The 26,011-nt window shown below is 45.5% G+C and carries 24 protein-coding genes; 8 read left to right on the top strand and 16 right to left on the bottom strand.

The genetic code is table 11. The features are described 5' to 3' along the window. Window positions 1–134: 134 nt before the first annotated feature. From ACXAGQ_RS17645 to ACXAGQ_RS17630, 4 genes are all read right to left on the bottom strand, one after another. Window positions 135–1,268 carry an acyl-CoA desaturase gene (locus ACXAGQ_RS17645; protein ID WP_475255571.1) on the bottom strand — a complete coding sequence of 378 codons (1,134 nt, stop codon included), beginning with the start codon at window positions 1,266–1,268 and terminating at the stop codon, window positions 135–137. 147 nt (window positions 1,269–1,415) lie between these two features. Continuing rightward, on the bottom strand, window positions 1,416–2,060 hold the full coding sequence (locus ACXAGQ_RS17640) for an SDR family oxidoreductase (RefSeq protein ID WP_475255569.1): 645 nt from the start codon (window positions 2,058–2,060) through the stop codon (window positions 1,416–1,418). Window positions 2,061–2,184: 124 nt separating this feature from the next. Beyond that, complete coding sequence (locus ACXAGQ_RS17635) at window positions 2,185–2,670, bottom strand: acyl-CoA thioesterase (RefSeq protein WP_475243056.1); 486 nt, start codon at window positions 2,668–2,670, stop codon at window positions 2,185–2,187. Between the two features lie 190 nt (window positions 2,671–2,860). Then, a complete protein-coding gene (locus tag ACXAGQ_RS17630) occupies window positions 2,861–3,535 on the bottom strand; it encodes a hypothetical protein (RefSeq protein ID WP_475255568.1) in 675 nt (224 codons plus the stop codon). 270 nt (window positions 3,536–3,805) lie between these two features. Here ACXAGQ_RS17630 and ACXAGQ_RS17625 point away from each other — a divergent pair, with 270 nt between their 5' ends. From ACXAGQ_RS17625 to ACXAGQ_RS17615, 3 genes are all read left to right on the top strand, one after another. Next, entirely contained in the window at window positions 3,806–4,654 is an 849-nt protein-coding gene (locus tag ACXAGQ_RS17625) for a lipase family protein (protein ID WP_475255567.1), read from the top strand. Window positions 4,655–4,731: 77 nt separating this feature from the next. Beyond that, window positions 4,732–5,460 (top strand): nitroreductase family protein, encoded by a 729-nt coding sequence (locus ACXAGQ_RS17620; RefSeq protein WP_475255566.1) that lies wholly within the window; start codon window positions 4,732–4,734, stop codon window positions 5,458–5,460. Window positions 5,461–5,550: 90 nt separating this feature from the next. Continuing rightward, complete coding sequence (locus tag ACXAGQ_RS17615) at window positions 5,551–6,045, top strand: hypothetical protein (RefSeq protein ID WP_475255565.1); 495 nt, start codon at window positions 5,551–5,553, stop codon at window positions 6,043–6,045. Window positions 6,046–6,157: 112 nt separating this feature from the next. Here the strand turns inward: ACXAGQ_RS17615 and ACXAGQ_RS17610 are convergent, their stop codons facing one another. From ACXAGQ_RS17610 to ACXAGQ_RS17575, 8 genes are all read right to left on the bottom strand, one after another. Further along, the gene (locus ACXAGQ_RS17610) at window positions 6,158–6,967 is read right to left on the bottom strand and encodes an alpha/beta fold hydrolase (RefSeq protein ID WP_475255564.1); all 810 of its coding nucleotides are present in this window, start codon (window positions 6,965–6,967) and stop codon (window positions 6,158–6,160) included. 66 nt (window positions 6,968–7,033) lie between these two features. Further along, entirely contained in the window at window positions 7,034–8,386 is a 1,353-nt protein-coding gene (locus ACXAGQ_RS17605) for an MATE family efflux transporter (protein ID WP_475255563.1), read from the bottom strand. A 107-nt stretch (window positions 8,387–8,493) separates the two neighbouring features. Beyond that, on the bottom strand, window positions 8,494–9,072 hold the full coding sequence (locus ACXAGQ_RS17600; protein WP_475255562.1) for a nucleoside triphosphate pyrophosphohydrolase family protein: 579 nt from the start codon (window positions 9,070–9,072) through the stop codon (window positions 8,494–8,496). A 222-nt stretch (window positions 9,073–9,294) separates the two neighbouring features. Beyond that, on the bottom strand, window positions 9,295–9,651 hold the full coding sequence (locus tag ACXAGQ_RS17595; protein ID WP_475255560.1) for a YibL family ribosome-associated protein: 357 nt from the start codon (window positions 9,649–9,651) through the stop codon (window positions 9,295–9,297). Window positions 9,652–10,167: 516 nt separating this feature from the next. Next, complete coding sequence (locus tag ACXAGQ_RS17590; RefSeq protein ID WP_475255559.1) at window positions 10,168–10,953, bottom strand: HAD-IIB family hydrolase; 786 nt, start codon at window positions 10,951–10,953, stop codon at window positions 10,168–10,170. A 58-nt stretch (window positions 10,954–11,011) separates the two neighbouring features. Continuing rightward, window positions 11,012–12,295 carry a TRAP transporter large permease gene (locus ACXAGQ_RS17585; RefSeq protein ID WP_475255558.1) on the bottom strand — a complete coding sequence of 428 codons (1,284 nt, stop codon included), beginning with the start codon at window positions 12,293–12,295 and terminating at the stop codon, window positions 11,012–11,014. Between the two features lie 8 nt (window positions 12,296–12,303). After that, entirely contained in the window at window positions 12,304–12,768 is a 465-nt protein-coding gene (locus ACXAGQ_RS17580; RefSeq protein ID WP_475255556.1) for a TRAP transporter small permease, read from the bottom strand. A gap of 93 nt (window positions 12,769–12,861) precedes the next feature. Next, the gene (locus ACXAGQ_RS17575) at window positions 12,862–13,875 is read right to left on the bottom strand and encodes a C4-dicarboxylate TRAP transporter substrate-binding protein (protein ID WP_475255555.1); all 1,014 of its coding nucleotides are present in this window, start codon (window positions 13,873–13,875) and stop codon (window positions 12,862–12,864) included. A gap of 273 nt (window positions 13,876–14,148) precedes the next feature. Here ACXAGQ_RS17575 and ACXAGQ_RS17570 point away from each other — a divergent pair, with 273 nt between their 5' ends. From ACXAGQ_RS17570 to ACXAGQ_RS17560, 3 genes are all read left to right on the top strand, one after another. Next, window positions 14,149–14,853, top strand: a complete 705-nt coding sequence (locus ACXAGQ_RS17570) for a glycerophosphoryl diester phosphodiesterase (protein ID WP_475255553.1) — start codon at window positions 14,149–14,151, stop codon at window positions 14,851–14,853. Window positions 14,854–14,895: 42 nt separating this feature from the next. Beyond that, a complete protein-coding gene (locus ACXAGQ_RS17565) occupies window positions 14,896–15,642 on the top strand; it encodes a DeoR/GlpR family DNA-binding transcription regulator (RefSeq protein WP_475255552.1) in 747 nt (248 codons plus the stop codon). A 231-nt stretch (window positions 15,643–15,873) separates the two neighbouring features. After that, window positions 15,874–17,166: a DEAD/DEAH box helicase gene (locus tag ACXAGQ_RS17560; RefSeq protein ID WP_475255551.1), complete on the top strand. Its 1,293-nt coding sequence runs from the start codon at window positions 15,874–15,876 to the stop codon at window positions 17,164–17,166. A gap of 51 nt (window positions 17,167–17,217) precedes the next feature. Here the strand turns inward: ACXAGQ_RS17560 and ACXAGQ_RS17555 are convergent, their stop codons facing one another. Both ACXAGQ_RS17555 and ACXAGQ_RS17550 read right to left on the bottom strand, forming a co-directional pair. Further along, a complete protein-coding gene (locus tag ACXAGQ_RS17555) occupies window positions 17,218–18,117 on the bottom strand; it encodes a PfkB family carbohydrate kinase (RefSeq protein WP_475255550.1) in 900 nt (299 codons plus the stop codon). A gap of 141 nt (window positions 18,118–18,258) precedes the next feature. Beyond that, complete coding sequence (locus ACXAGQ_RS17550) at window positions 18,259–20,109, bottom strand: beta-ketoacyl synthase (protein WP_475255548.1); 1,851 nt, start codon at window positions 20,107–20,109, stop codon at window positions 18,259–18,261. Between the two features lie 156 nt (window positions 20,110–20,265). Here ACXAGQ_RS17550 and ACXAGQ_RS17545 point away from each other — a divergent pair, with 156 nt between their 5' ends. Continuing rightward, complete coding sequence (locus tag ACXAGQ_RS17545) at window positions 20,266–21,246, top strand: GlxA family transcriptional regulator (protein ID WP_475255546.1); 981 nt, start codon at window positions 20,266–20,268, stop codon at window positions 21,244–21,246. 99 nt (window positions 21,247–21,345) lie between these two features. Continuing rightward, window positions 21,346–21,858 (top strand): hypothetical protein, encoded by a 513-nt coding sequence (locus tag ACXAGQ_RS17540; RefSeq protein WP_475255544.1) that lies wholly within the window; start codon window positions 21,346–21,348, stop codon window positions 21,856–21,858. 110 nt (window positions 21,859–21,968) lie between these two features. Here the strand turns inward: ACXAGQ_RS17540 and ACXAGQ_RS17535 are convergent, their stop codons facing one another. After that, window positions 21,969–22,253 (bottom strand): hypothetical protein, encoded by a 285-nt coding sequence (locus ACXAGQ_RS17535; RefSeq protein WP_475255543.1) that lies wholly within the window; start codon window positions 22,251–22,253, stop codon window positions 21,969–21,971. A gap of 165 nt (window positions 22,254–22,418) precedes the next feature. Continuing rightward, on the bottom strand, window positions 22,419–25,739 hold the full coding sequence (pulA, locus tag ACXAGQ_RS17530; RefSeq protein ID WP_475255541.1) for a pullulanase-type alpha-1,6-glucosidase: 3,321 nt from the start codon (window positions 25,737–25,739) through the stop codon (window positions 22,419–22,421). Window positions 25,740–26,011 lie beyond the last annotated feature (272 nt).

Genomic DNA, 26,011 nt, shown 5'->3' with positions numbered 1-26,011 from the left:
GACAATTCTACTGGTGACCTTGCATCGCTACGTCAACAAAACGTCAATGATTTTTTAAGAGCTTAACTTGTGACCAATCAATAAGTCAAAAAAAGCGGGGATATTCCCCGCTTATGTTAACTATGTCACTGTTTTTAAGCATATTGCGCAGTAAGGCGATGCCATGACTTCCGCTGCTCCTCGAGCATGGATTTCATTTCTTTATATTGTTGCAAGAACTCGAAACTCTCGTAATGCTTGAGCAACTTCTTCTTCTTGAGGTCGATTAGACGCTTCTTAACGGCATAGTAATCCGCAATTTTCTGCAACAGTAGCTCATATTCTTCATCTAACCGTGCAAGTTTCAATTGGGTGGTTTGACTTTGTGTATTCCCCATCAATTTCTCTTGAACTCGCTTGTGAAGCATTTTAGCTTTCGCTTTTTCAATACGGTCTTCTGGGCTTACACGCAGGTTCTTCGTCGCTCCCAACCACGATAGTGATTTGATCAGCCATTTTGTTGGGTCAAACTGCCACCAGCGGATACCGTTACGGTAGTCATTTTCGAAAATGTGGTGATAGTTATGATAGCCCTCACCGAATGTCAGAAAAGCTAGGAAGCCATTGTCACGGGCAGTATTTTTCTCGGTGTAAGGCTGAGATCCCCAGATATGGGCCAGGGAATTGATGAAGAAAGTGGTATGGTGGCTCAATACTAAACGTACGACGCCGACTAACAATAGGGCTCCCCATACATCTCCATGAATCAAACCAAAAGCAAGAGGTATACCGAAATTAGTGGCTAGCGCCAAAGGTACATAATACTTGTGTTGCCACATTACGATTTTGTCTTTCTGTAAGTCTCGACAGTTGGTGTAATCACTGTATCGACTGGCTTGGTACTCCCGCAGCATCCATCCTATGTGACAATAGAAAAACCCCATTTTCGCAGAGTATGGGTCTTTATCATTGTTATCGACATAACGGTGATGAACACGGTGATCTGAAGACCAGTGGAGAATACTGTTTTGCAACGCAAATGCGCCGCCAATTGCAAAAATAAACCTTACAACAGCGTTGGCTTCATAGGTTTTATGTGACCAGAGACGGTGGTAGCCCGCGGTAATTGACATACCACAGAACGAAAACGCAAACAGCAGCATGAGCCACTGTGCCCCATCAAAGCCTACAAAATAAGCGTAAAGCGGGGTTGCTATAACAGCAACAAGAAAAGTAACAGCAAAAATCGCAACATTTAGCCATAAAATCGGCGGTTTGGTAGAGGTCATCCTTTTGATCCTATCCATTGAGCGTACAACTGTAAGCCAGAATAGCCTTCATTATCATTTGCGTCAATTGGTTAAACAATTAGCAACAAAAAAAAGCCATCAATAATGATGGCTTTGCAATATTTGAACCGGATTTTTTAGAGGTACTCAGCACTTGAAGTTCGCTGTGTAGACAGGATCAACACAGGCATAGATTTGCCCTACCGCATTGTCTTCAGATAATACCTGATAAATCAGACGAGCAACTTCAGCGCGAGTTATCAAGCCGTGTACTTCCCCATCTTGCGAAAGTTGACCCTGTTCAGTCACTTCGCCGTCTTGCAAGCCTCCAGGGCGAAGGATAGTGAAATCTAGTTGGCTTGTGGCCAACCATGATTCGGCAAGGCTCTTCTCACGTACTGCTTTACCAAACACGGCTTTGGCTTTATCAGATAAAAACGCCCATGAATCACCACAACCCAGCGAAGTGACCATCACGAAACGACGAATATTTCGTTGCTCTAGTTCATTAATCACCAAACGGTGACCAATGTAATCGACGGGAACGTCAGCCTGAAAACTTCCCATCGTAGATACTGCGACAGCATCACTAGGGACAGAATCCAACAACTGATTAATGCTCGCTTGTTCAAGCGCATCACCCAAAACGACATTTACACCCATAGCTTCCAGTGCTTCAGCGCTTTCTGGTTTACGTACCATTGCATATACATCTACGCCCTGGTCACGAAAATAACGCGCAACTTCAAAACCAAGACCACGGCTAGCGCCAAACAAAACAACAGGATTCATTGAAAACTTCCATTAGACAAAAACAAACAATAATGATTATAACTATCATTACTGCTTTGTCTTAACTTACTATCAAATCGTTGATCTATCCCAAGTTCTATAGTCTTTTACACTTCCTAATAGATCACTTTATATACTTCACATGCGCTTCCATCTCCTCTCCGATTTCCTTGCGCATGTTCATCAATTTAATAGCCGACTCTCTAAGCACTTTATCTTCGTCGGTTTGTGGTACCCATTCGGGCACATCTGTAGGCTGACCCTGTTCATCGACGGCAACCATAATCACAATACAATGCGTTGTCAGTTGGTTCTTCAGTTCTTTCGGATCGCTAGCCTGTACGTCTATCGCGATATGCATAGAAGAACGCCCGGTGTAGATTACCTTAGCTGTTACTTCGACTAGGTTTCCTACATGAATAGGTTTTACGAAACGAATGCCACCAGCGTAAGCCGTAATACAGTATTTGCCACTCCACCCCGCCGAACAGGCATAAGCAGCCAAATCGATCCACTTCATTACGGCGCCACCATGCACTTTGCCACCAAAATTGACATCTCCAGGCTCAGCTAAAAACCTTAATGTCACTTCCCGCTGTCGATTACTCATATTAACTCCCACTACTTTTGGCGGCATACCTGCCCACTATTGTCATCTTAGTGACGTATAAACATCATTAGTATTAACACAAAGGCAACAATAAACACGTGGCAAGCTCACGGAAATGGTATTTATCTAATTTGAAAGGAAAAGAAAAAGCGCCCTGAGGCGCTTTGTGGCGGTTCTGTTTGTGCAATGATTATGAGCTTTGGCTGACAGATTCCAATTGACGCTCTAACGTCGCAAGCTGTTGCTTCAATTCTGCGTTTTGCTGGCTCAATGATTGATTAGCTTGTTTCGCTTCTATGTTATCCACTTCAAGCAGACGCACTTGCTCTTCAAGCTGCTTGCTGGTTTCAGTCGCGGTTTCTAGATCTGCTTTAACTTTACGTGCGTTACGTTGTGCCGTTTGCTTGGCTCTTGTCGCTTTAGTCACGGCCTCCTCGCTTTGAGTCAAGGAAGAAGCCATTTCTTCTACCTTAACTTGCTGAGCAGATAACTCAGCCAGTAGTTCAGCCTCCTTTTCCTTAGCCTGTTCTAGCTCTTGCGCAAATTCCTCGCTCGCACTAGTGGGCAACCCTGCTAGTACACTCCACTGATCGGCCATATTCCTCGTCATTTGATCCATTAGATCAAACGGAAAGCACAAAGATTGTTGTTGATCACTTCTATAGGCAAATTGCTTATCCATCTCCTCAATGATTTTGAGGCTTTGTTGATAGCTCTGCTCCAACATCCGTTTTGTGCTTTCAACCGTCATGGTTTCAATAGCTTTACCAGCTAGCATCATATGCTGAAATTGTTTAACGAGTGCTTCCGGCTGTGCCGCTTCGCTAAACTTCATAAAAGGGTGAGAGTTAACATCATAATCCATCATGTGTTCCTGCCATGTATCGTTTTGAATAGTTAAAAAAGTATGTAAAACCAGCCATCTATTCTTATAACAAATTAACGCCAAATTGGACAAACATTAAGCAAGGTATTTCATAAAATTTGATCTACCTGCAATGCACTATTCATCTTACAAGGCTTGCATGACAATTTTGATTGCGCACAGTGATCACCATCAAACCAGAGCCTTAGTAGAAATGTCACATAATTAGGCTATATGTTTTAGTCATCTATCCGGTGAGGCCAGCGTTGAATGAAACCGTTAAAACGATACCAATATGAGCGCTATGCCATTCTTTGTAACCTCGCCTACCCCACAACCTTTAACCACACCTTGTATGGTTTCGATAAAAATGGTCGCCATGAAGTCACAGACCGTTGGGGCCGAACCATCATTCGTATTCTATGGGGAGAAAGAAAGGAAGTGGTTGTAGTATTCAAAGGGTCGCAAAGTGTTTGGGATTGGTTGATCAATTTGGCTTTTTTTCCCAAAAAAATTCGTTCAGGGGATCGAGAATGCCATGTTCACTGGGGATACTATTCATTACTGGAGCAACGTAGCCAGGCTAGTACTATCAAGCCTAACCCGCATTTAAGTGACACGATGAACGCCGAGTTCATGCAGGCTAGCGAGAAAAACCTTAAGCAAACATCGCTTTCATTGTATGAGCAGATAGAATCCGTGTTGCTTCCCCTTATACAGCAAGGGAAAAGAATAAGCTTTACCGGTCATTCTTCAGGAGGCGCTATGGCAATATTAGTCGCACACCGGCTATACCAGCATCAACCCGCCGCGATTAGAAGGATTGTGACTTTCGGTCAACCCGCTACCGGTTTCTGGAATTTCAAACAGCATTACCCACTCGCTAAACGTACCTACCGTATATGCTGTGATTTGGATGTTGTGACCTTTCTGCCCCCTATTCCTTTTATGTTTTGGCATGTAGGGAAAGCACTCTGGCTTCACAATGGTAAAATTTATGAAGATACGCCTACCATGGTGAGGTTATACCGCTCTATTGTGAGTTGGTTGCTTAGGCCCATTACCTACCATTACATGAACAAGTACATCCGGAACAAAGACTTCTTTGATAAACACTAAGTAAATGGTGCCATCAACTTTGGGACTGTTCGTAAAGCAGGTATAGTGAGTTCAGGCTTTTTACTTTATCGATCAATATGTCTGAATCAACAACTGTATTATCTGAAATCATTCACTCTCGACGCTCAGTGCGTAAATACGATCAATCCGCTCCCTTCGACCATCAAGCTGTCACCCGTTCACTTGAGCTTGCTATCCTTTCTCCAAATAGCTCGAACATGCAGTTATGGGAGTTTCACCGTGTCGCTAGCGATGACAAAAGGCAACAACTTGCACATTATTGCATGGGACAAAACGCCGCTAAAACTGCCAATGAATTAGTGGCTTTTGTTGTGACACCACATAAGTGGAAAGGTCGGGCTGAAATGAATGCCGAAACAATACGGGGAGCATTTGAAGGGCGCGAAGACGCCACAGCAAAACGTGCACTTAAGTATTATGAGAAATTGATCCCTTTCGTTTATAACAATGATCGGTTCGGGATCTTTGGCTTCGGCAGAAAGATCCTCTGTTATGTCCTGGGCTTCAACAAACCAATGGTGCGTGAAGTCAGCAAAGCGGATGTACGCGTGTGCCTTCATAAAAGCAGCTCACTAGCTGCCATGACATTTATGACAGCTATGCGCGCCGAAGGCTATGACACCTGCCCGATGGAAGGGTTTGACTCCAAGCGTGCAAAAACGCTTCTAGGGCTACATAAAGATGCGGAAATCACCATGATAGTAAGCTGTGGTAAACGCGCTGATGATGGTATCTATAGCGAAAGGCATCGAGTTGCCAACGATGAGGTTATAATCAGTCATTAATTAGGCAAATAAATCGCGAGCCATACCCAGAAGGTTTCTTTTGCGGTATGGTGTTGTCAATCAAAGCAAAAAGAACGGTCAGTAGTCCAGATGAAACAGCTCATCGAACGAAAAAACCGGTGGATGGCAAGCCATATCACCGATGCGGAGTTCCCAACCCCACTCAGTGAAAAAGGTCTTGCCTTATACCATGCTGCTCAAGAATCATTAGATTTTGGTCCCTACCAATCTCCTGATTCAGAAAGCTCACTATCACTGACCATCTACCCAGTAGACTGCCATCCTCTCACTATTCGATACTCGCTTGTTCTTGCTAACCGCTGGCAAAGCGAATCTGACAAAGAAGCCTTGATTGAATACCTTACACAAATTATGTTTGAAGAAAATTCGCCTGCGCAGTTATTTGTTGGCTTCTTCAAAGGCAAGCCAGCGGCATGTGGCATGATCTTCCAAGATGACGAGCACGGCAGTTTGATTTGCGATGTGGCAGCACTGCCATTACCTAATCAATCTGAACTGATCAGTGAAATGCAGCAAGCGTTGTCAGAAAGGGCTGCTAGCCAGCCGCTTTACTGTGAGAAATAAACTAAGCTCCCCTGCCTGGTTTGCATAAACATCTATTACAAAAAGAGCCAGTCATTTGTGACTGGCTCTTTAGTCTCTACCCGTTTAAGTTACCTGTTCGAGTCAAATCATGTTAACCGGCATGCTTAGATAAAAACGCACCCAACTTTTCAGTGACAAAATCAGGTTGTTCTAGGTTACTGATATGGCCAGCATTTGGGATCAGCACAAATTCACTGCCAGTGATACCATCATGCATCAACTGAGACTCCAATACCGGGCGCATCGCATCTTGTGCACCAACCATGATCAAGGTAGGCAGCGCAAACATCTCAGCATCTTCGAACATATCACGACGTCCGAAGACCATTCGGCCTACTTTTGCCAAGGTATGGGCTTTATCTTTTGTTACTGACAACAGTTTTTCACGGAATCCATTGCGGATTGGATGGTTATTGTCCAACGCTGCAAACTGTCGCTCATCGAAGAACTGAACGATGTCAGAAGTCAGTGCTGAGTGTTCTTCCATTTCGGCCATCTTGGCAAAATATTTGGTATGGACGACTTCTGGTTCAAGACCAACAAAAGTATCCATCAATACCAAGCTCTTAACGCGAGCAGGTGCATTAATCACAAGTTCGGTAGCCCACATCCCCCCGGAAGACAAACCAACAAGGGAAAATGTCTCAATCCCCAAACTATCAAGAAGAGCCAACACATCATTGGCATAATCACTCAGTGTTCGGGTTGACTCTGGTGCTACTGAAGAGTCCCCATGGCCCCAAAAATCCGGGACGATACAACGGTATGACTGGCTTAGCACTTCAACCTGCGGCGCCCACATACTGCTATCCCACAAATAACTATGCCCGAAGACAAGCACAGGGCCTTCACCAATATCCTGATAATGCATTGTTTGCGCATTAAGAGTAAAAGTTTTCATACGTTCCATTCCAACTTTTTGTTTTCGTTATAATTCAGACCCAAAGTACTTGGGTATATTTCGCTATTACGTCGTGCTGTTAGCAAACTTAGTTTCTACTGCGCGCATGCCTCGCTGATAGGCGCTCCAAGCGACAACACCCGCCATCACATTGCCCACCATAGCGCCAATAAATAGCCCCTGAATGCCACCGTATTCTGCACCAAGCCAAAGCAGTGGCAAGAAACAAACAAACAGACGAAGAGCGGATATCACCAAAGCACGCATTGGCATGGTTAACGCATTACAGATAGAAACCATCAGCATGCAAATACCCAGCGGTCCAAGACTCAACGGTACCCAAGTTAAATGAATGGCAAGAATCTCACCAACAGCCTCTTCACTGGTGAGTAAACCCGTTAGTGGCGAAAGCGCAATAAAAAGAAGAACCGCTATTGCCAGCTGCCATACCAGAACGAACTTCACTGCCAGTGATACCAGAGACTTAATCTTACCTATTTCCCCTTTCCCTAACCATCGGCCCACCATAGGCGGCATTGACATGGTAAGTGCCAGGATAATTACGATAGAGAAAAATTCCAGCCTTGAGCCCAATGCCCAGGCAGCAACAGTCGCTGCGCCAAAACCCGCCACCAGTTTAGTTGCCAACATCGACGAGACAGGTGGCAATAGCTGGCTAAGCATTGCTGGCGCCATGATATTGACTAGCTCTTTCATCGAGGCAAAAACATCCAAGCCCTGCCATTCAAAGCTTAGCCAATGGCGCTGAATGACCTTTGGGTACACAGCAATCATACCAATGCCGAAAGCCACGACAGTCGCCCAAGCAGCGCCGACTAACCCCATGTCGAAGGTAAAGATAAACAAAGGGTCAAGCGCCATGTTAAGCAAGCTGGTTACCACCATCATGATTCCCGGTAGCATAGTATTACCATTGGCGCGGCATAAACTATAAGCAAAGTACAACATGGCACCACACCAAGAGCTCGCCAGCCATGCAGGCCAGTAACTATCAATCACTGGATACACAGCTTGTGGTGCACTGAGCAATTGCAAGATGCCACCGCGAGCGAACCAGATAAACAGGCAGATAAGCAATACGCTAAGGGCGCCAGTAATGACCACTAATCCACCCAACTGTTTAGCACGTTGGAAATCACCACTGCCCAATACTCGCGATATCAAAGATGTTGTTGCGATACCTAGCCCCACCTGCAGGCCGATAATCACCATTTGCATCGGCAGCGTAAAGCCTTGAGCAGCAAGAGGCAGCACACCTAGCTGACCAATAAAAGCACTATCAACCAGTTGAAAGCTCATGAGGGAAAGTACGCCAAACAACATTGGCCAAGTCATGTCGAATAACTGGCGACCGAGAGACGTTTCAGAAGAAGGCTGAGTTTCTGATTTTGAAGGCATAGTGTTATATATCTTTTTTTTCGATTATAAAAGTCTACATACAAAAAAGCTCGGCAGTAAGAATACGTTGTTCTCACTTCACCGAGCTTTATCATTGCCGACTTAAGTTACGCTGTCACCAGCTTAACGAGATCAGCTGGACGGTAGTAGACCGATTTTAGTACTTTACCTTGGCGAACTAGTTTGCCACCAAGATCAACGTCTTTGGCACACTTAGCGATGATGAATTCGCCTTTCTGGCTACCGACAATCTCTACACCTTGCTTGGCATAGAAAGCCTGAGTCTCTTCGAACTCTGTTTCATTACGGCACACTTTGCTCATGTTGCTTGAATGTACTTCGTCCCAGCATGAAACAAAGTCAAAGCCCAAGCGGTTGGCAATTTGCAGCAACAAGTCAATCAGGTAGCTGATACCGATGTTTGACTCAACCTTGTTATCACCAAGGTGAACCAAGCGGCCCATTAGCACATAAACAGAATCGACAATTGCATCGGCCTGCTCAACTAAAGAATCTGCTTCTGCAAGCTCGGTCAGTTCTTCTACTGCCAGCGATGTGTGTAGTGCATCAGCCTGTTCGTTCAAACTGGAAGGCGAATCGATATCCAAGTCAAATGTGTTACGAAATTCATGAATATCACGGTAAAGGTGATCGAACAGTGCTTGATCCAAAACAGACAGCTTCATGCAACTTTCCTTTAAGTCAAAATAACCCTATTACACCAATGAGTATCACGCGGCTATGTTCAATGCTTCAACCTCGATGGTATCTGCCTAGCACGCAAAACAATAAACTCGCTGGTATATTTAGGTTGGAGAAAACCAAAACTAAGGAGCATTTAGCTCCTTAGTTAATTTCGCCTTTGCTAGATATAGCATTGGCGGATAGCCAGGCTCGTAGCCGGCTAATTAGAACTCTTTAGGAGCAAAACCAGTCACAACTGTAATACCCATTTCACGACCAAGTGCCGTCATAGGGTGTACAACAACCAATCCTTTCACTGACTTTTTCAGTTTGCCCATGTCAGATTGTTCAGCTTTAGTCAGAGGACGATTGAAAGCCAACGACGTCACATCAGACCCTTTTTTGTTAAGTTGACGTTTTGTCTGGTGCTTAACTTTATTAATTTTTTTGGTAATGGTCTCGATTTCTTGTGTCGCTTGACCTGCAATTGCCTGATCACCGCGCTCTTGTGCCCCAGCCAACTTACGACGAAGTTTATCTAAACGGTTATTTAGATTCTGAAGCTCTTTATTTAAATTCATGTAGTTACCTTATTTTACTGCACAATACCCCGTGGCTTGATGCCAGGATAAATTGCTTGACCGACAAGTATATAACAAGCGTCACACTTTGGTCGAAGGATCTCACAAAAAATATCCCACTATCACTGCCCCCTTTCACGATTCAATTGTCACATATCTGCCGCCACCGCCATTAAACCGCCACAAGCGTCGCAAAAACGACACACGACATGTTGATGGAGTGGCTTATTTTTGCTCTCATTGTATTTTATAAATACCTTTAATTATCTGAAAGTAAAGTCAACATAAAGTCGCAAGGGGTTAGCATAAGGATATGTGCAGATATTGTGGGGAACAGCAGCACCGACTACGGGTAAGACGTAGTTTCATAGAACGTCACATTACCCATAAAAAACAATACAAGCTGTACTGCCCGGTGTGTAAGCGGACTTCTTTCGTCACTATCGGGGGTAACCTCAATGAGTTAGTTAGCAACCAAAAGTAAAAACAGGCCTCTCGACCTGTTTTTTCATGATGTTACTTTATCGCTAACAACTGATCTGCAAACTCTGCGAAACCGAACCCGCCAGGTTTGGTCATTACTATCTGTGGCTTAAATTGCAGCTGATCCCAGTAATGCTTGATATTTGCCACACCAACACTTTTTGGCAACAACTCAAACATGTATTGATCATTCATAGAATCACCGACGTAGCACGCAGTCTGCTTGATCTGATTATCCGTTAAGCCTTTTTCTTTTAAGAAAGCCGTTGCAGTGTCTTTCTTCGAATGGTCACCATACCATGCATTGATATGAATAGAGCTTGCTGTTGCACTGGCACCCAGCGCATGAATACGGCTTACAATTTGATTCACCGTTTCACTATCCACCTTAGGGCGGTTCTGGCCGATATCAATGGCGACTTCGCAAATTCGGTAAGCTTGGTCCAACGTCAGATTCAGCTCTGGGTAGTCAACAAGAATCGCCTCTATCTCTACTTTCAGGCGTTGCTGCGTGTTGCGAATATCTTCAATGGGTACATCGGAGCGAAGCGTCAAAAAGCCGTCTTTCTTCTCCATGATCACGGCACCATTTTCCGCCAGTACCGCATCGACTGGCCAAAGCTGGGCAATATGATCCCCCCAGCCTGCACATGCCCCAGTGACAGCAACCACTTTCTTGCCTGCTTCTCGCAGTTTTTGCAGGGCAATTAACGTCTCTGGTGGAAGTTGACCTTGCCAGGTTAGCGTATCATCAACATCCGTCAGTACCCATTCAATCTCTTTCCAATCTGGCGAAAGCACCATCTCTTGCGAATTCATATAAACCTCAAACCTTTCTATGTGACTCCCTTGGTACTGCTCCACCAAGGGAATCGAGTTACAGCATATTCGGCAAGAACATCACCAAACTTTCTGAAAATGTCAGTAGCATCAACACACTGAACAGTGCCAACAGCAATGGCAGCACTTCTTTGACGAAATCCACCATTTTTACTTTTAGGATGGAGCAAACAGTAAACATCATCGAGCCAAATGGCGGGGTTACCCCACCGATCATAATGTTGACGATAACGATGATGCCAAAGTGCACAGGGTTCACACCCAAGTTCAGTACTGCCGGTAGCAATAGAGGCGTCAGAATAATCATCGCCGCACCGCCTTCAATGAACATGCCCACAACAAGCAGCAAGATGTTGATCAACAGCAACAACATATATTTATTATCTGTCAGCTCAATCAATGCAGAGGCAACATTGTGTGGAATTTGCTCCAGCGTCATGTAATAGCCGAATACCATTGCACCAATGATAATAAACATCACACTACTGGTACCTTGTACCGTCTCGCGAAAAATCATTGTCAAATGGCGTAAATGCAGCTGACGGTAGACAAAAATACCGATGATAGTACATAGCAAGACGGCAATCGCACCGGCTTCAGTCGGTGTAAACAGGCCAAAACGCATACCTAAAATGATACCGAAAGGGATCAACAAAGCAGGGATAGCTTTGAAAAAGTACTGCCAACGCTCTTTCGCTGGAGCAGCTTCACTGCGAGATGGCTTGTAATTTCGTTTTCTCGCGATAAAGGCAATGGTTACCATCAACGAGATAGCCATTAAAATTGCTGGCACATAGCCGGCAATAAACATTTGGTGTACAGATACGTTTGCCAGTAGTGCAAAGATAATCAGGTTGATACCTGGCGGAATAACCGGGCTGATGCTCGACGAAGCTGCGGTCACTGCCGCAGTAAAAGGCAGACCATAACCTCGTTTAGTCATCTCAGGCGCCAAAATCTTTGACTGCATCGCAGCATCAGCATTGGCAGAACCTGAGATGCCGCCCATCATCGTACTGAGCAATACGTTGACCTGAGCAAGGCCACCGGTTCGGTGTCCTATCATTGCATCAGCAAACGCCAGCAAACTTCGACTTATCCCGGCATAGTTCATCACAGAGCCCACCATGATAAAGAACGGGATAGCCAACAGAGGGAAAGATTCCGCTGAACTGATAAAGCGCTGCATCACCAAAGTGACGGGAATCGAGCTATTCAAGAAAAGGAAATACACCATCGCCGAGGCAATCAGCGAAAAGGCAATGGGGATGTTCAGCAGAAATAGAACAAACAAAATTACAATAGGTAGATAGCTTTCCACGAAAAGACCTATTTATTACCGCGTTTTAGCGTGTTGATATCATCAAAAATGAATTTCACGGTATGAAGCGCCATCAGCAAAAAGCTAACAAACAACACACCATTAATGGTGAAGTAAGACATTCCCATTACAGGAGTGACCTTATTAGACAGCATCATGTACTGGTAGCTCAGCACTGCCATCAAGATGTTCAGAGCAAGCAAAAACAGCATTACCAGTAAATGGAAAGGACGTTTGGCTTTTTTCGGCAACAGGGCCACCACCACATCAACGCCCATATGGAGTTTGTGCTTGTAGCATGAGCTGATCCCTAGGTAGACCGCCCAAATAAAGCAAACAACAGAAAGCTCTTCGCTCCATGGCACGACAAAGCCAAAGCCATATCGCAGCACGACATTCACAATCACCATCAGCACCGTGATACTGATAGCAATAGACGCCAATATTTCTTCAAGGTTACGAATCAAAAACACATTGTTCTCCTAAGCAGTAAATAAAGCGCCATGCAGGTAAGAAAGCGCCGGTGCTCCCTACTTCACTGGCGATTCCTAGTATGGCGCTACTGCTTATTCTTGGTTAGCTCGGATTGTCGCCAGTTCATTCATGATGGTGGCGTGCACACCTTCGCTCCACGTTGGGAACTGGTTGTAAACCTCAGCAGTCAGTTTGTTGAACTCTTCAGAGTTAACTTCATTAAACGTTACACCAAGCTCTTCTAGTTTCTGGGTGTATTCTTGGTCTAGCTTGATGAGTTCTGCCGTATTGGATTCAGCACCTGTTTCTAGCTCTTCCATGATGATTTGCTGTTGTTCAGGAGTGAACTTGTCCCATACAGAAGGTGAGATATAAATGCCTACAGTACCCAAGAAGTGCTTACTCAAAGACATGTTCTTCGCCACTTCATAGATCTTCGTTGAGTACATGGTTAGGATAGAGCCTTCCAGACCATCAACGACACCTTGCTGCACACCCGCATAAGTCTCAGGGAAAGGCAGTGCCGCAGGCGCTGCACCCATTGACTGCAGTGTGCTAATGAACAGCTGGCTCTGCGGAACACGGATACGCATGCCTTTCATATCTTCCGAGTTCACAATCTCTTTGTTACTGATCATATGGCGGAAGCCAAACATGTAATCAGCATTCAGTACCTTGATACCCTTTGCTTCTGCCTGCGCTGACAAACCGGCTACATAGTCAGTTTTCATCATTGCTAGGTATTCATCGTAAGTGTTGTAAAGCATTGGTCCAGCCAAGGCGGCAAAATCAGGTACGTAATCGCCGAGGTAGCTCAAGTCTTCTACCGCAATCCAATTCGCACCATTAACCACTTGCTCTAGGTTATCTTTGTAAACAGGTAGCTGGCCGCCAGGGAAAACCTTAATATTCACCGAACCGTCTGTACGTTCGCGGATAGCATCCGTTGCTTTAATCAATTCCTGCGTCAACAGTTCATTTTGGGTAAACACCAAGCTCATGTTCAGATCAATCGGAGCCGCTGTATCCGCGGTTTGATTATCAGCTTCACCACAGCCAACAAGCAGAGCAGTAGCAGTCAAAACAGTTCCTAGTAGCTTTTTCATGTCCTTTAGCCTTCAATATAATTATTCGGATGAAAACGATTTACGGCTGCGAGTATGAAATGAAAATATTACATTCATATGAACATTGAAATGTTGAGTTTGAACATTCAAATGAAAAAATTCATCACGCCGTAAGTCCTGCCATTTAAACTAGAAATACAAACCAATAGTTAAATTATAGTGCAAATCCCATGTGTCATAATACGGTAACATTAGCCGAATAATGTTATGCCAATTTTCAAATGAACATCAACCAAAAATCATAGGTATATCATGATCACTGGCCATCGCGGTGCCGCAGCCCTTGCTCCCGAAAACACACTAATCAGCATCCAAAAAGCAGCCGAAGCCGGTGTTAGCTGGGTAGAAATCGATACCCAGCTGAGTGCCGATGGCATTCCTGTCGTCTTCCATGATGAAACAGTCAATCGCTGCACAAACGGTAAAGGCAAAATCGCTGACTTAACTCTAGCGCACTTAAAATCTCTCGATGCGGGAAGCTGGTTTAGCCCGGATTTCTCAGGAGAGAAGATCCCGACGCTCAGCGATGCACTTGATGTATGCTTGGCACTTGATCTCACACTTAATCTAGAGTTAAAAATCCACCACGATGAACATACCGAAGCTTTGGTTAAGGCTGTCGTTGCTTTGATTAAAGAGAAGGGTTACCCGCTTGATAAGCTGCTTTTTTCTAGCTTCAAGAAACAAGCATTGGCATTATGCCAGCAGCTAATGCCAGAAGTGCGCCGTGGCTTCATCTGTGAAGTGTGGAATGATTACAGCTTAACATCCTTAGCAGCAAGCAAGCCTTACAGTGTGCACATTGACCACCACATTCTGACTCCAGTCATTGCCAAGAGCATCAAAGATGCTGGTTACATACTAAAAATCTGGACGCTGAACAAAGCCGACAAAGCCCCACACTTCTTCGACATGGGTGTCGACAGCATCATTACCGACGCGCCAGATAAATTTTAATCATTTTCAACATATTGGCTGAATAGACAAACTGGTACAAAAATGGAATTGAATCACCGCCAAAAGCAAATCCTGACAACCATTCGGGCTGAAACCGAAGTACAGATAGATCAGCTCGCCGAGAAATTTGCTGTCACAACACAAACTATCCGGCGTGATGTTAACTACCTGTGCGAACAAGGGCTTGCCCGCCGAGTCCATGGCGGTGTCAGCCTACCTGCGTCAATGACTAATACCAGTTACCGCTATCGCTCTGAAGTCGAATCCAAAGCTAAAGGTGACTTAACCGCAATGGCTGCAGCGGCTATACCAGACGGTGCCACGATTATGATTGGCATAGGCACCACCCTCGCGCACTTGGCCCAGCATCTGCTTGCCAAGCAATCATTGCGTGTCATCACTAATAACCTTAAAGTCGCCCAAATCCTTGAAGCCAATGAAAATATTGAAATCTATCTAGCCGGCGGCCAGTTCCGCCGCGAGCATCAAGATATAATGGGCAGTAGCGCCGTAGATTTTTTCAATAGTTTTGAGGCTGATATCGGGATTTGTGGATGCGCGTCGGTGACTGCAAGCCACTATGTCATGGAGCACGAGAACATCGAGTCCGATATTTCCAAAGCAATAATCGGGAACAGCCGTAAGCAATGGCTGGTTGCTGATGCGAGCAAGTGGGGTCGCTTTGCGGCCATGAAGGTTTCCCCTTTAGATCAGTTCGATAAGATCTTTACTAACAACAGCTATCTACCTAGCGAGTTACCTGTACAGCTGGCAACAGGCGCTGAGTAATACCTTGGCGAGTCAGCAAAAGTAGCCGCCATTGAAGTCGGTCATAGTTAGCATCAGGGCTGCAAATCCCTCCGCAGCCCTCTCTCTTTACCCTGTATCTTTGATTATTCAGTACCAACTGCCGAAATTAACGTCATTTTTTCCAAATAAGTCCCCACAGGTGACTAATATTCATCTATAATCTTCGCCCATATTTTTGTCAGGCTCAGCCGTCTGCTTTAGGAAAGAAGAATGTCATTTGCATCACAAAACTTTTCTCAGGATATTGTTCGCGCACTTACCGAGTGCGGCTATGAGAAATTAACTCCAATCCAACAACAAGCGATCCCACACGCTCGTCGCGGAAACGATATTCTTGCCAATGCCCAAACAGGTACCGGTAAAACAGCAGCTTTCTCACTGCCGATCATCCAGCAGATCCTGGACAACCCAAAACCCCGTAACCGTTTCAACGTTCGTGCCCTTATTTTGGCACCAACCCGTGAACTGGTTGCTCAGATTGCCAAAAACATCGAAGACTACACCAAATATACCGATATCTCGGTGGCGGCTGTCTACGGTGGAACCAAGATGGGCTCTCAAGAGAAAAAACTTGAGCCTGGCTTGGATATTTTAGTTGCCACTCCAGGTCGCCTGCTAGAGCACATGGAGTTAAGCAATGTGACACTTGCTAACCTTGAGTTCTTGGTATTCGATGAAGCCGACCGTATGTTGGACATGGGCTTCATCAATGATATCCGTATGATCATGAGTGACATCCGTAACCACCCTCAGACGATGCTGTTTTCTGCCACTTTCTCTTCTCAAATGAACAAGCTGGCAAACGACATTACCCGCAAGCCAAAGCGTATTTCAGTGAGCCCTGAAAATGCTACGGCAGATACGGTCGCCCACGTTGTTTACCCTGTTGACCAAGATCGCAAACGCGAGTTGCTGTCTGAGTTGATCGGTAAGAAAAACTGGAAGCAAGTGCTGGTTTTCGTTAATTACAAAGAGACAGCCAACGAGCTGGTGAAAGAACTTAAGCTTGATGGCATCAAAGCAGTGCTTTGCCATGGTGACAAGGCGCAAAGTGCCCGTCGTCGTGCGCTAGATGAGTTCAAAGAAGGCAAAGCACGTGTGATGGTGGCAACCGAAGTCGCTGCACGAGGTTTGGATATCCAAGGCCTGCCGCACGTAGTTAACTTCGACATGCCTTTCCTGGCTGAAGACTACGTTCACCGTATTGGCCGAACTGGCCGTGCTGGGCTACAAGGTCATGCGGTATCTTTTGTTAGCCGTGAAGAAGAGCTAACACTTCAGCAGGTTGAAAACCTGATCAAACAACGCATCAAACGTATTCAACTTACGGGTTATGAGCCGAAAAGCCGTGATGCTCTATTGGATAAAATCCATAATAAAGCGGCATTCCGTGATCGCAAAGGCCGTACCAATAACCCAGCGGATCAATCAGATGCAGAACGCCGTGCTCGCCTGCGCCGTGCGGTACTGAACAAGTCTAAAGTGACCAAGCTGAAGAAATAAGTTATTTGCAACCTACTATCAAAAAAAGGTTAGCCATTGGCTAACCCTTTTTTATCCCTTCTGCGCCAGATAAGCTTTAAACGCCTCGCCAGGGACCGAGCTCTTGGTCGAAACCGCTATCGCGGCCCAAGATGAACCTACCTCCATTGACTCTGTAATGGATAGACCTTGTAACAAGCCATGGATAACCCCGGCAGCATAAGCATCACCAGCACCAGTCGTATCAACCACTTCGGCATGAGCCGCCGCGACATAATATTCACCAGACTCTGTATAGGCAGTCGCCCCTTTGTCACCATCAGTCACAATGAAATATTGAAGCGAGTCTCCCGCAATGGACTTGCCGTATTGGAAAGGCTCAAGTTTATCATCGTGGGCTTCACCACCTTGAGAATAAAAATGCGCCATTAGATCCGATTGAGATGTAATAAGCACCTGACACGGTCGAACGCTTTGACTTTTAGGTAACTGAGCAACAACCAAAGATGTCCTTGTTTGCAGAGCGCTGGTTTGCATAGCTTGGGTTTGCAAAGCTTTGGCTGCCCACTCCTCAATACCATCGGCACTGGAGTTGAAATATACAGCATCCCAGTTAGCAAAGTCGGGGGCGGCACCTAGCGCAAAAGCCGGACGCTCGGGACGGATAATCGTACGCTCGCCATCGGGTGTCATTAACAGCATCAGCTCGGGAGTCACGATATCATTACGTTGTAACAACGAACAATTGAGACCTTTCAGACTGGCTTCGGCAAGCAGCCAATCTGCCGTTTCATCACGACCGACCTGGCTTACCAGTGATACATTATGCCCGGCATAAACAAGTGCCAAGCCTGTATTAGCGCCGCCACCACCTAAACGACGGCCCAAATCCTGATAATGATGCCTACCACCCGCTTGCAGTGATTCTTTAAGCTGCAGAACCCTATCACAGTTAAGGTTTGCAACTAGCATAACGTTAGCCAACGCCTAAGACTCCTATTCGTTGTAATAATTCTTGTTGTTATAAAAGTTTTAACGGCTCACGTTACCATAAAAAAGCCGCAGTGTATGAACTGCGGCTTTTATTCGTTAACTCCCCCATATCGGGTTGGTTTAACTGTAATCGGCGTATGGGTTAACCGCTGTCAGTGGGATTGGCTCAGCAAATGCTGAAAGCTTAATAGAATCCGTTGTTAGCTCCACAGAGGTTTCGTCCATGACACTTTTGCCAAAGTGGTATCGAATTGTCTCTTCACCTACACAGGCCGCCTTGTCATTAGCAACAGCCTGCGAAGATACGGATTCATTCTTGTTAGAGTAAGCAGCAATTTTCTCGTTGCTGTATTTCTTCGACAGCATTGTCATCGTTTGCTGTGGCGAAAGCACAAGGCTAGAAGCGTTGTTGCCACCAAATCCTTTGGCATTAAGGATCACCGCTTTGTAATCCTCACCATGCTCGCCAGCAAAATAGTGATCAGTCAAGATGTTCAGATTCGACTGATGCACATCATCTGCGATATGGTCGATCGTCTTGATCCCCGGGATCCAACCATACTGCCACACACCCAAGGATGCTATTAGCTGATCGCCAGGCGCTGAGCTCATTGAATGGCCGACATAAGACTTGATCGCCGCCACTGGCCAATTCTCGATGCTGAATGTTTTAGCGACCTCATTCAAAATATGGCTTTCAGTCACTCGGTTCTGCGGTGTTCCCGTACCATGCGCTTGGACATAAGTCTGCTTAACACCTTCAGGGCCAAGGATCGCTTTCGCTAATGCTGCAGCTTTGGCGACAGTGACATAGTTACCCACGCCCGGTGCCGAGATGGATTTTTTATTGGCATCAGCATTGATGAAGACATCCGCTACCGAACCATAAATGTTTGCGCCAAGTTCGAGCGCCAACTCATCATCCATCAACACTACAAACTGAGCTGATTCTGCCATGGTAAAGCCAGCATTCGATGAAAACGGTCGGCAAGCACGACGGTTGTCAACGGTATCACTGTTATCCAATGCCTTTAGTTGAGCGTCTTCAGCCAATGCCCCCATCACTCGGAAGCCTTCCATGATTTCGGCAACAACTGGCGCTTCAGCATTACCCACAATGGCTACGCGAGACTTGCCCTGCTGAATATCTAACATGCCTTGGCGCAGGTTATACAAGAAAGTGGCACATGCTCCCATACTGGTACCTGTTGTACCAATACTGTTGATCACATAGCCATTGATGAAATCAGCAGGCATTTCAGCGAGAGACAACGCCATCATCTTCGAACTCACGCGGCCACCAGTCAAAGGTGCAGCCAACATGCCGGACAATGAATTATCGTCTACCTGAGCCAATGCACTGCCCGCGTAGACCGAAACCTGATCCGGCTTGATATGCTTGAGCACTTCATCCCAATCCATACCTAGCGAGTTAAGGGCATCAGATGCGCCGTATACGGTCAAAGTGAGTCCACGGGGATGGAAGCGAGAGTTATAAAGCTTAGCCGGGTCAAACCCAGTCGGAATATTACCGCCACTTGTCACTGGAAAACTCACGCGATCTTCCAGCAACGCGTTCAGCTCTCCCGTCACCGTGATCTGTACTTTGCTACCCTGCTCTTCCACTTGCCAGTTGTCCGGGATCTGAGTGGGCATTTTCAACTTTCTTAACGTGAAAGAAATTGTTTCCTGGCCACCGTTTAGCGCCGCTTTGTATTGATAGCGCAAGCTATCAGGATCAAACGATTCAATGCGTCTTACAAGCGTACCCGCCTTGATAGCCTCGATGATTTCGGGATCTAAACCTGCCTCACCAGACAACCCCATCCGGTGTGCTAGATCCTGCCAAGTGGAGGCCATTTCCTGGTCGGTAAGCACATCTGCCACCATGCGCTTATAACTATGAAAACCCGAACTACGACCAGCGGCATTGATACCACCGAAGCCTACAATTAGCGGTAATGTTGACATCCTGAACCTGCTCCCAAAATTGAAGAGCACATAGATTACCAATTTACACTGTTCATTCATCTGGCATTAATGCCAAATTAACTGACAAATACGCCAATCGATAATATGATTGGTCGAATTGATGTTTTGGTATACTTTGATAGGTTATTGATAAACATGAAAATTGGTTTTCTCCTCTATGAAAGAGCGCTAATAACCGGGATTTCTTTAGCCGCCGAAATGCTCAGTTCTGCGGCCAGTCTTCGCCCTCGAGCACAACAACGGAGTCAGCCGTTTACAATCAATCTCATCGCTCCCAAACTAGCTCCAACCAAAGTCACTGCAGGGCTAAAACTTCAGCCGGACATTACCTATGACGACGACCAGCACACTTTCGATATATTGATCCTGCCCCCCATGTGGGGAAACCCGCAGCAGTCTATCCACCGTACACCAGAAATTATTCCTTGGCTCAAGGCTCAATACCAAAAAGGGGCGAAGCTAGTGGCTACCGGTACAGGCGTCGCTTGGCTAGCCGAAACAGGTTTGCTTAACAACCAAGTGGCGACAACCCACTGGTATTTCTTCGATACATTTGCCAACCGCTACCCGAAAGTCATCTTGAACCGCCAAGCTTCAATCACCGCTGCCGACGGTATTTACTGTACAACCAGTATCAACTCACAATCGGAGATGATACTGCACCTAATCACTGAGTATTTCGGTCAAAAAACAGCGCAGACCATAGAGACTCACTTCGGCCATGAAATCTCTAAATCAACCCAGCAGCCGTTTTATCAAATTGGTGGACAGCTACAGTTCGACGAATCGATAGCCCTTGCGCAAGACTGGATGAAGAGGAATCTTGCCAGCCCTATCACTGCACAAAGTATTGCAGATCATTGTGGCGTGCCGCTTCGGACATTTAACCGGAAGTTTAAAGACCAAGTAGGAGAAACGCCCCACCAGCATCTACAGCGCTTAAGAATGGATGCCGCACAGCAACTGCTGCGAGATTTTGGTATGTCGGTACAAGATGTTGCCGAGCAAGTTGGCTACAAAGATGCACATCATTTTTCAACCCGGTTCCAACAGCAGTTTACTATGAGCCCAAGCCAATACCGAAGAATGGTGAAGACCAAGATTTATAATTCATAACCAGAAATAAAAAGAATTATATGTTTGTAGCTAATTTAAGACACTGCCAAAACAGTATGAATCACTATGCTTTGAAAAGATGTTTTCAAGGGCAGTTGTATGAAGCACCTCACTTTCGCTTTTTTGCTTACTTCTTATTTGGTCAGTACCTATGCTAGCGCCAAGATCCAACCTACCAGTGGGACACTCAATAACGAAGGTATGTGCCGGCTTGATATGTACCATCTGACCAAAAGCCAGCAAAACACCTTCACCCCCGACTTGCAGATAGCCGTCATTACCAACAACACCATGCGCCATCGTTATGTTGATTTGAAAACGGATATCGATCACCCGGTCGGTTTCGAGAATATCCACTACTATCGCTCAGGTAGCCCAGTGGAAGTTTTCACCACTAACTGGCGTAACAATGGCACCAAGCACACAGTCGGCAGGTTCGTCATGCTTGGAGGCACCAGCGACAAACAAGCCTTTGATATATTTGCAACTTTAATTAAAGAAGATAAAGGGCACTTCGAGTTACGTGGTAACGACAAAAAGTACCGAATCAATGCAAACGAGGAAGATGTCACCGATTTTCTTGCTTGTGTGAGAAGTCACTATCGTCCTTGAGAGCAGCGTCCTTAACAAATCTAGATACAACACCGAATAGAACCCATAAAAAAACGCCAGCTTTAAAAACTGGCGTTTTTCGAATCTGATTTATTTCAAGCCTATTTATTTCAAGCCATTGACTGCTTCGAACCATGAGGTGCTGAGTGGGTAACGTCCTCATATTCACCGTCAATAGTCGAACCACTTTGTGTCTGACCATAGCTCTGGGTGTAGCTTTGCTGGGTATATCCCTGTTGTCTCAACGCTTCTTCATAAGCAGCATTGATTTTCTTTCTGATAAACGGTCTGGCAATCAGTGCACCCAATCCGATGAATAGCCCCATGACAGCCGCAAATGTCACAGTAAAGAAACCCAGTACTAAAGCAAAAATGCTGGTAAGTGTATTTTTCATCGCTAACCTTCTTTTCTATCGTACTTTCATGCTTTGCAGTGTATAGCAGCGAAAATGAACCAATGATGAACGATCTGTTTATCTTTGCAATTGACAGGCTCTCAATACGGGCTCCATAAAAAAGCCCTCTACATAGAGGGCTTTAGGCTCAATAATAAATATTGATTATTTTTCTGTTACCGGGATACCTGCGCCACGGTTAGCGCCCTCACGTTGGATTTCAAACACAACAGACGTCCAGGCGGGTACCTTAGCTGTTGCGCCATCTGTAACACCTGAGGTTAAATCAGACGTGTGGTAAGGGCTTAGGGTTAGTTCCTTTTTCACACCATTCGCATCTTCCACATCGATTTCTTGCTCAGTCGGTGAAGCGTTAATCACAATGACTAGGCCATCAACTTTACTATCCAAATCAGCACCTGAAGTTGTACCGTTATCAATAGACATAACGATTAAGCCAGGTGTTTGATCACTGCCCGTATTGTGGAAATCAACGCGTTGCTTAACTTCTTCACCCTTGCCCAACGAGATTAGTGGATACGACTTACGAAGCAATGCCAACTCTTTGAAGTACTCAACCATATTGGCCATATCGTCGTGATCTGGCTTCGCATTGAGCCCTGCTGAATTGATCACCTCTTCGATAAGTTCGTAGTTGTCGCCATCTTTATCCTTACGCGGTAAACCTTTATCCCAGTTGTTATCATTAAGGGTGAAGTCAACCAAGTTATACCAATCCCCTGAATCATAGGAGTCACGCTGCATAGACTTAGAACGCAATAGTTCAGATCCCATGTGGGTAAATGGCATACCTTGACCTAGCATTGCGGTAGCAAGCGAAACAGCCTGCATACGAACACGTTCTCCAGTCGTCACAGCGTAACCAATCTTGTATTGGTTGTTGTCCCACAGCGTTTGGTTATCGTGTTTAGAGACGTAGTTTTGGATCTCTGTTGGATCAACCGCATAACCAGCAGGTGCACCGTTGTAATCGAGGTCTTCACCGGTGATCTTTTCTCCTGTCGAATCAATCATCTCAAAGTCTTTCAGGTTGCCAGCCATGCCAAGACGGGTAAGGTCGGCATAATGCAGTGCTGTTTCTTTCGTTACATCACTGCTCTCATTAGGCTGAACATAGGCACCATTACCAAAGCCTTGGGTTTTGCGAATGCCCTCTTTGCTGTCAAACGGGCTGCCGCCCCGCACCGCATCACGCAAGCGATCAGAGAAACTACCGATACCTGTTCCGCCCAGGTTCGGCTGGGTTGCTTGGACAAACAAGGCGTCATTCTCTACTTCACCGAAGTTCCAACCTTCACCATAGAAGTAGGTATTCGGATCAACCTTCTGGACTTCAAGCAACGAACGCTGCATTTGATCCAGAGGATGGTGCCCCATCAAGTCGAAACGGAATGAGTCAATCTTGTAATCACGAGACCAAACCACCAGCGAATCACTGATCATCTTCTCGAACATGGCTCGCTCCGGTGCCGTATTTGAACAACAGGTAGAGTTTTCAACGGTACCCGTTGTTGGATTCAAGCGCTGGTAATACCAAGGAACAAGTTTATCGAGCACAGAAGTACGGGCTTCAGGTCCTGCTGAGTTGGTATGGTTGTAGACCACATCCATTACTACGTTCATGCCAATATCTTGTTTAATTGACAACACTGCTTCACGCAGTTCTTTTATCCGTTGCGGCCCATCTGGATTGGTTGAGTAAGAGCCTTCCGGCACGGTGTAATGGAATGGGTCATAGCCCCAGTTAAAGCCATCGACATCTGAAACAAAACGGTTCAGTTCCTGTACGACTGGGTTGTCCTTGGTATCACCCTGCTTCACCTCGGCAAGTGCTTCGGCAATTGTCATACCTGATGTACAGTATTTGGCAAAGTCAGAGTTTTTCACTGCCGGGTTGACGTCGCAGAGTTTGCTAAACGGCTCTTCGATATTTGCAGCTTCATTCGGGTTTTCATTGATAGTGGCAATATCGAAAATAGGCAATAGATGTAAGTGAGTAACACCATTTTCACTCAATGATTTTAGGTGTTTAACCGGGACAGAGTCCGATTGCGTAAAGGCAACAAACTTACCACGTGCACTTGCCGCTGTGGATTCATCTTGCGCAGAGAAATCACGGACATGCGATTCATAAATCACGAATTGCGAAGGATTTGACTGATCTATTGGGCGCTGAAGATCGTCCCAGCCCTGAGGTTTAAGTGCAGGATCATCAAGATCAATCACCTGGCTGAACTCAGAGTTCATCGACAGGCTCAATGAATACGGATCAGTGACCTGATAACTTTCAACTTTTCCTGAAACCGGATGGAATACATCGACCAAATACCGGAAGTAAGTACCATTTGGTGCCTTATCCGTATCTAAAGACCATACGCCTGAGGTTTCATCGTAATCCATCTGAAGGCGACCCAGTTCTTCTTTGTCATTGTCAAAGAGAACGGCTACGACATTCTGCGCTGATGGTGCCCACACGTTGAATTTCGTTGAGCTGCCCTCTATAACCGCACCTAATTCAACATTGGCTGCTGCTGTTGCAAATAGCTGATCAAAAGCCCCTGCTGGCTGAACTTTTGTTCCGCTTTGAACAAGGCCCTCTTCATCAACAGCAAGGGCAGCTAATTCTGCCTTGATAACCGGGCGCATATCTATCGCACTGTCGATCGAGTATGCTGTTTTATCAGCAAGGTGAGGGAACTTCGCTTTTACATCAGCACTTAATACTGTTGGTTCCAATACGATGTATTCGGCGTCATATTGATTTTCGCTGTTTGGGCCAAAACCGCCTTCCAACTGAACGTAGAGTCGAACCTCGTCTGCTGACTCCGCTCCCTCCCAGATTAACGTATGCCCTTCAACCAAATGTGCTTCGGCATTAGACACACCAAATAACAATACATAAGCATCGCCACGATCGTCATAAGCGACATTGCTACCTTTAACATACGACGCAGTCCTATCTTTGATCTCGTTGAAGTCTAGTTTTGCGTCGCTACCGGAAAGGTTACTTAAGTTGTCATCACGAATGATAAAGTTAATACAATCTTTACTTCCGCTTTGTAGTGGTAACTTCCAATATGGTCCGTACTCATCCTCACCTGCAGGGACGATTGATTTATTACTCCAGTCACCATTAACTAACCCAGCACGATCACAAGTATCATCGTTCCATACATGAAGGCTATAACCGCTGAAGTTGGCTGATGATTTAGCAGCACCATTTCTCGCAACCATATAGATAACGGCTTCATCATTTCCGGCTGTAATTGGCTCTTCTACCGAGCCACTTTCAGGAAGATAAGCCGCTGGGCCATCCGTTTCAGGTAGTTCAATATCAATAGCAGGTGGATTGGTCGTATCAAACTTACCATCATCTGACGACGATGAGCTGTTACAACCAACAATAACAAATGCAGAACACAGTGGAATAACGGCCTTGGCAACCGTTGATAATTTAAAGTTCACGAGATTTTTCCCTTTATACTCATAATTTTATGGGGGGAAGTATAAAATTTGAGTTTTAATTATGGCGGGAACAATACTGAATTTTACGCTCTGCATACTGTGATCGAAAGCACTAAAAAGTAGATTATTAACAACAGTTCATAGCATTATTGGCTGGAGGTCACCATTTGTAGTCGGTCTACCAAAATTTGTGGTGTGTACAGAATAGGACATTCCTCACGGAAGGTGTGTCACACTAACCGACAGAAATATAAAGAATAAATATCGTCCAA

The sequence above is a fragment of the Photobacterium sp. ABD4_091 genome, from assembly GCF_056160145.1.
The sequence above is the reverse complement of the archived record's forward strand: the minus strand, read 5'-3'. Positions and strand labels throughout refer to the sequence as shown.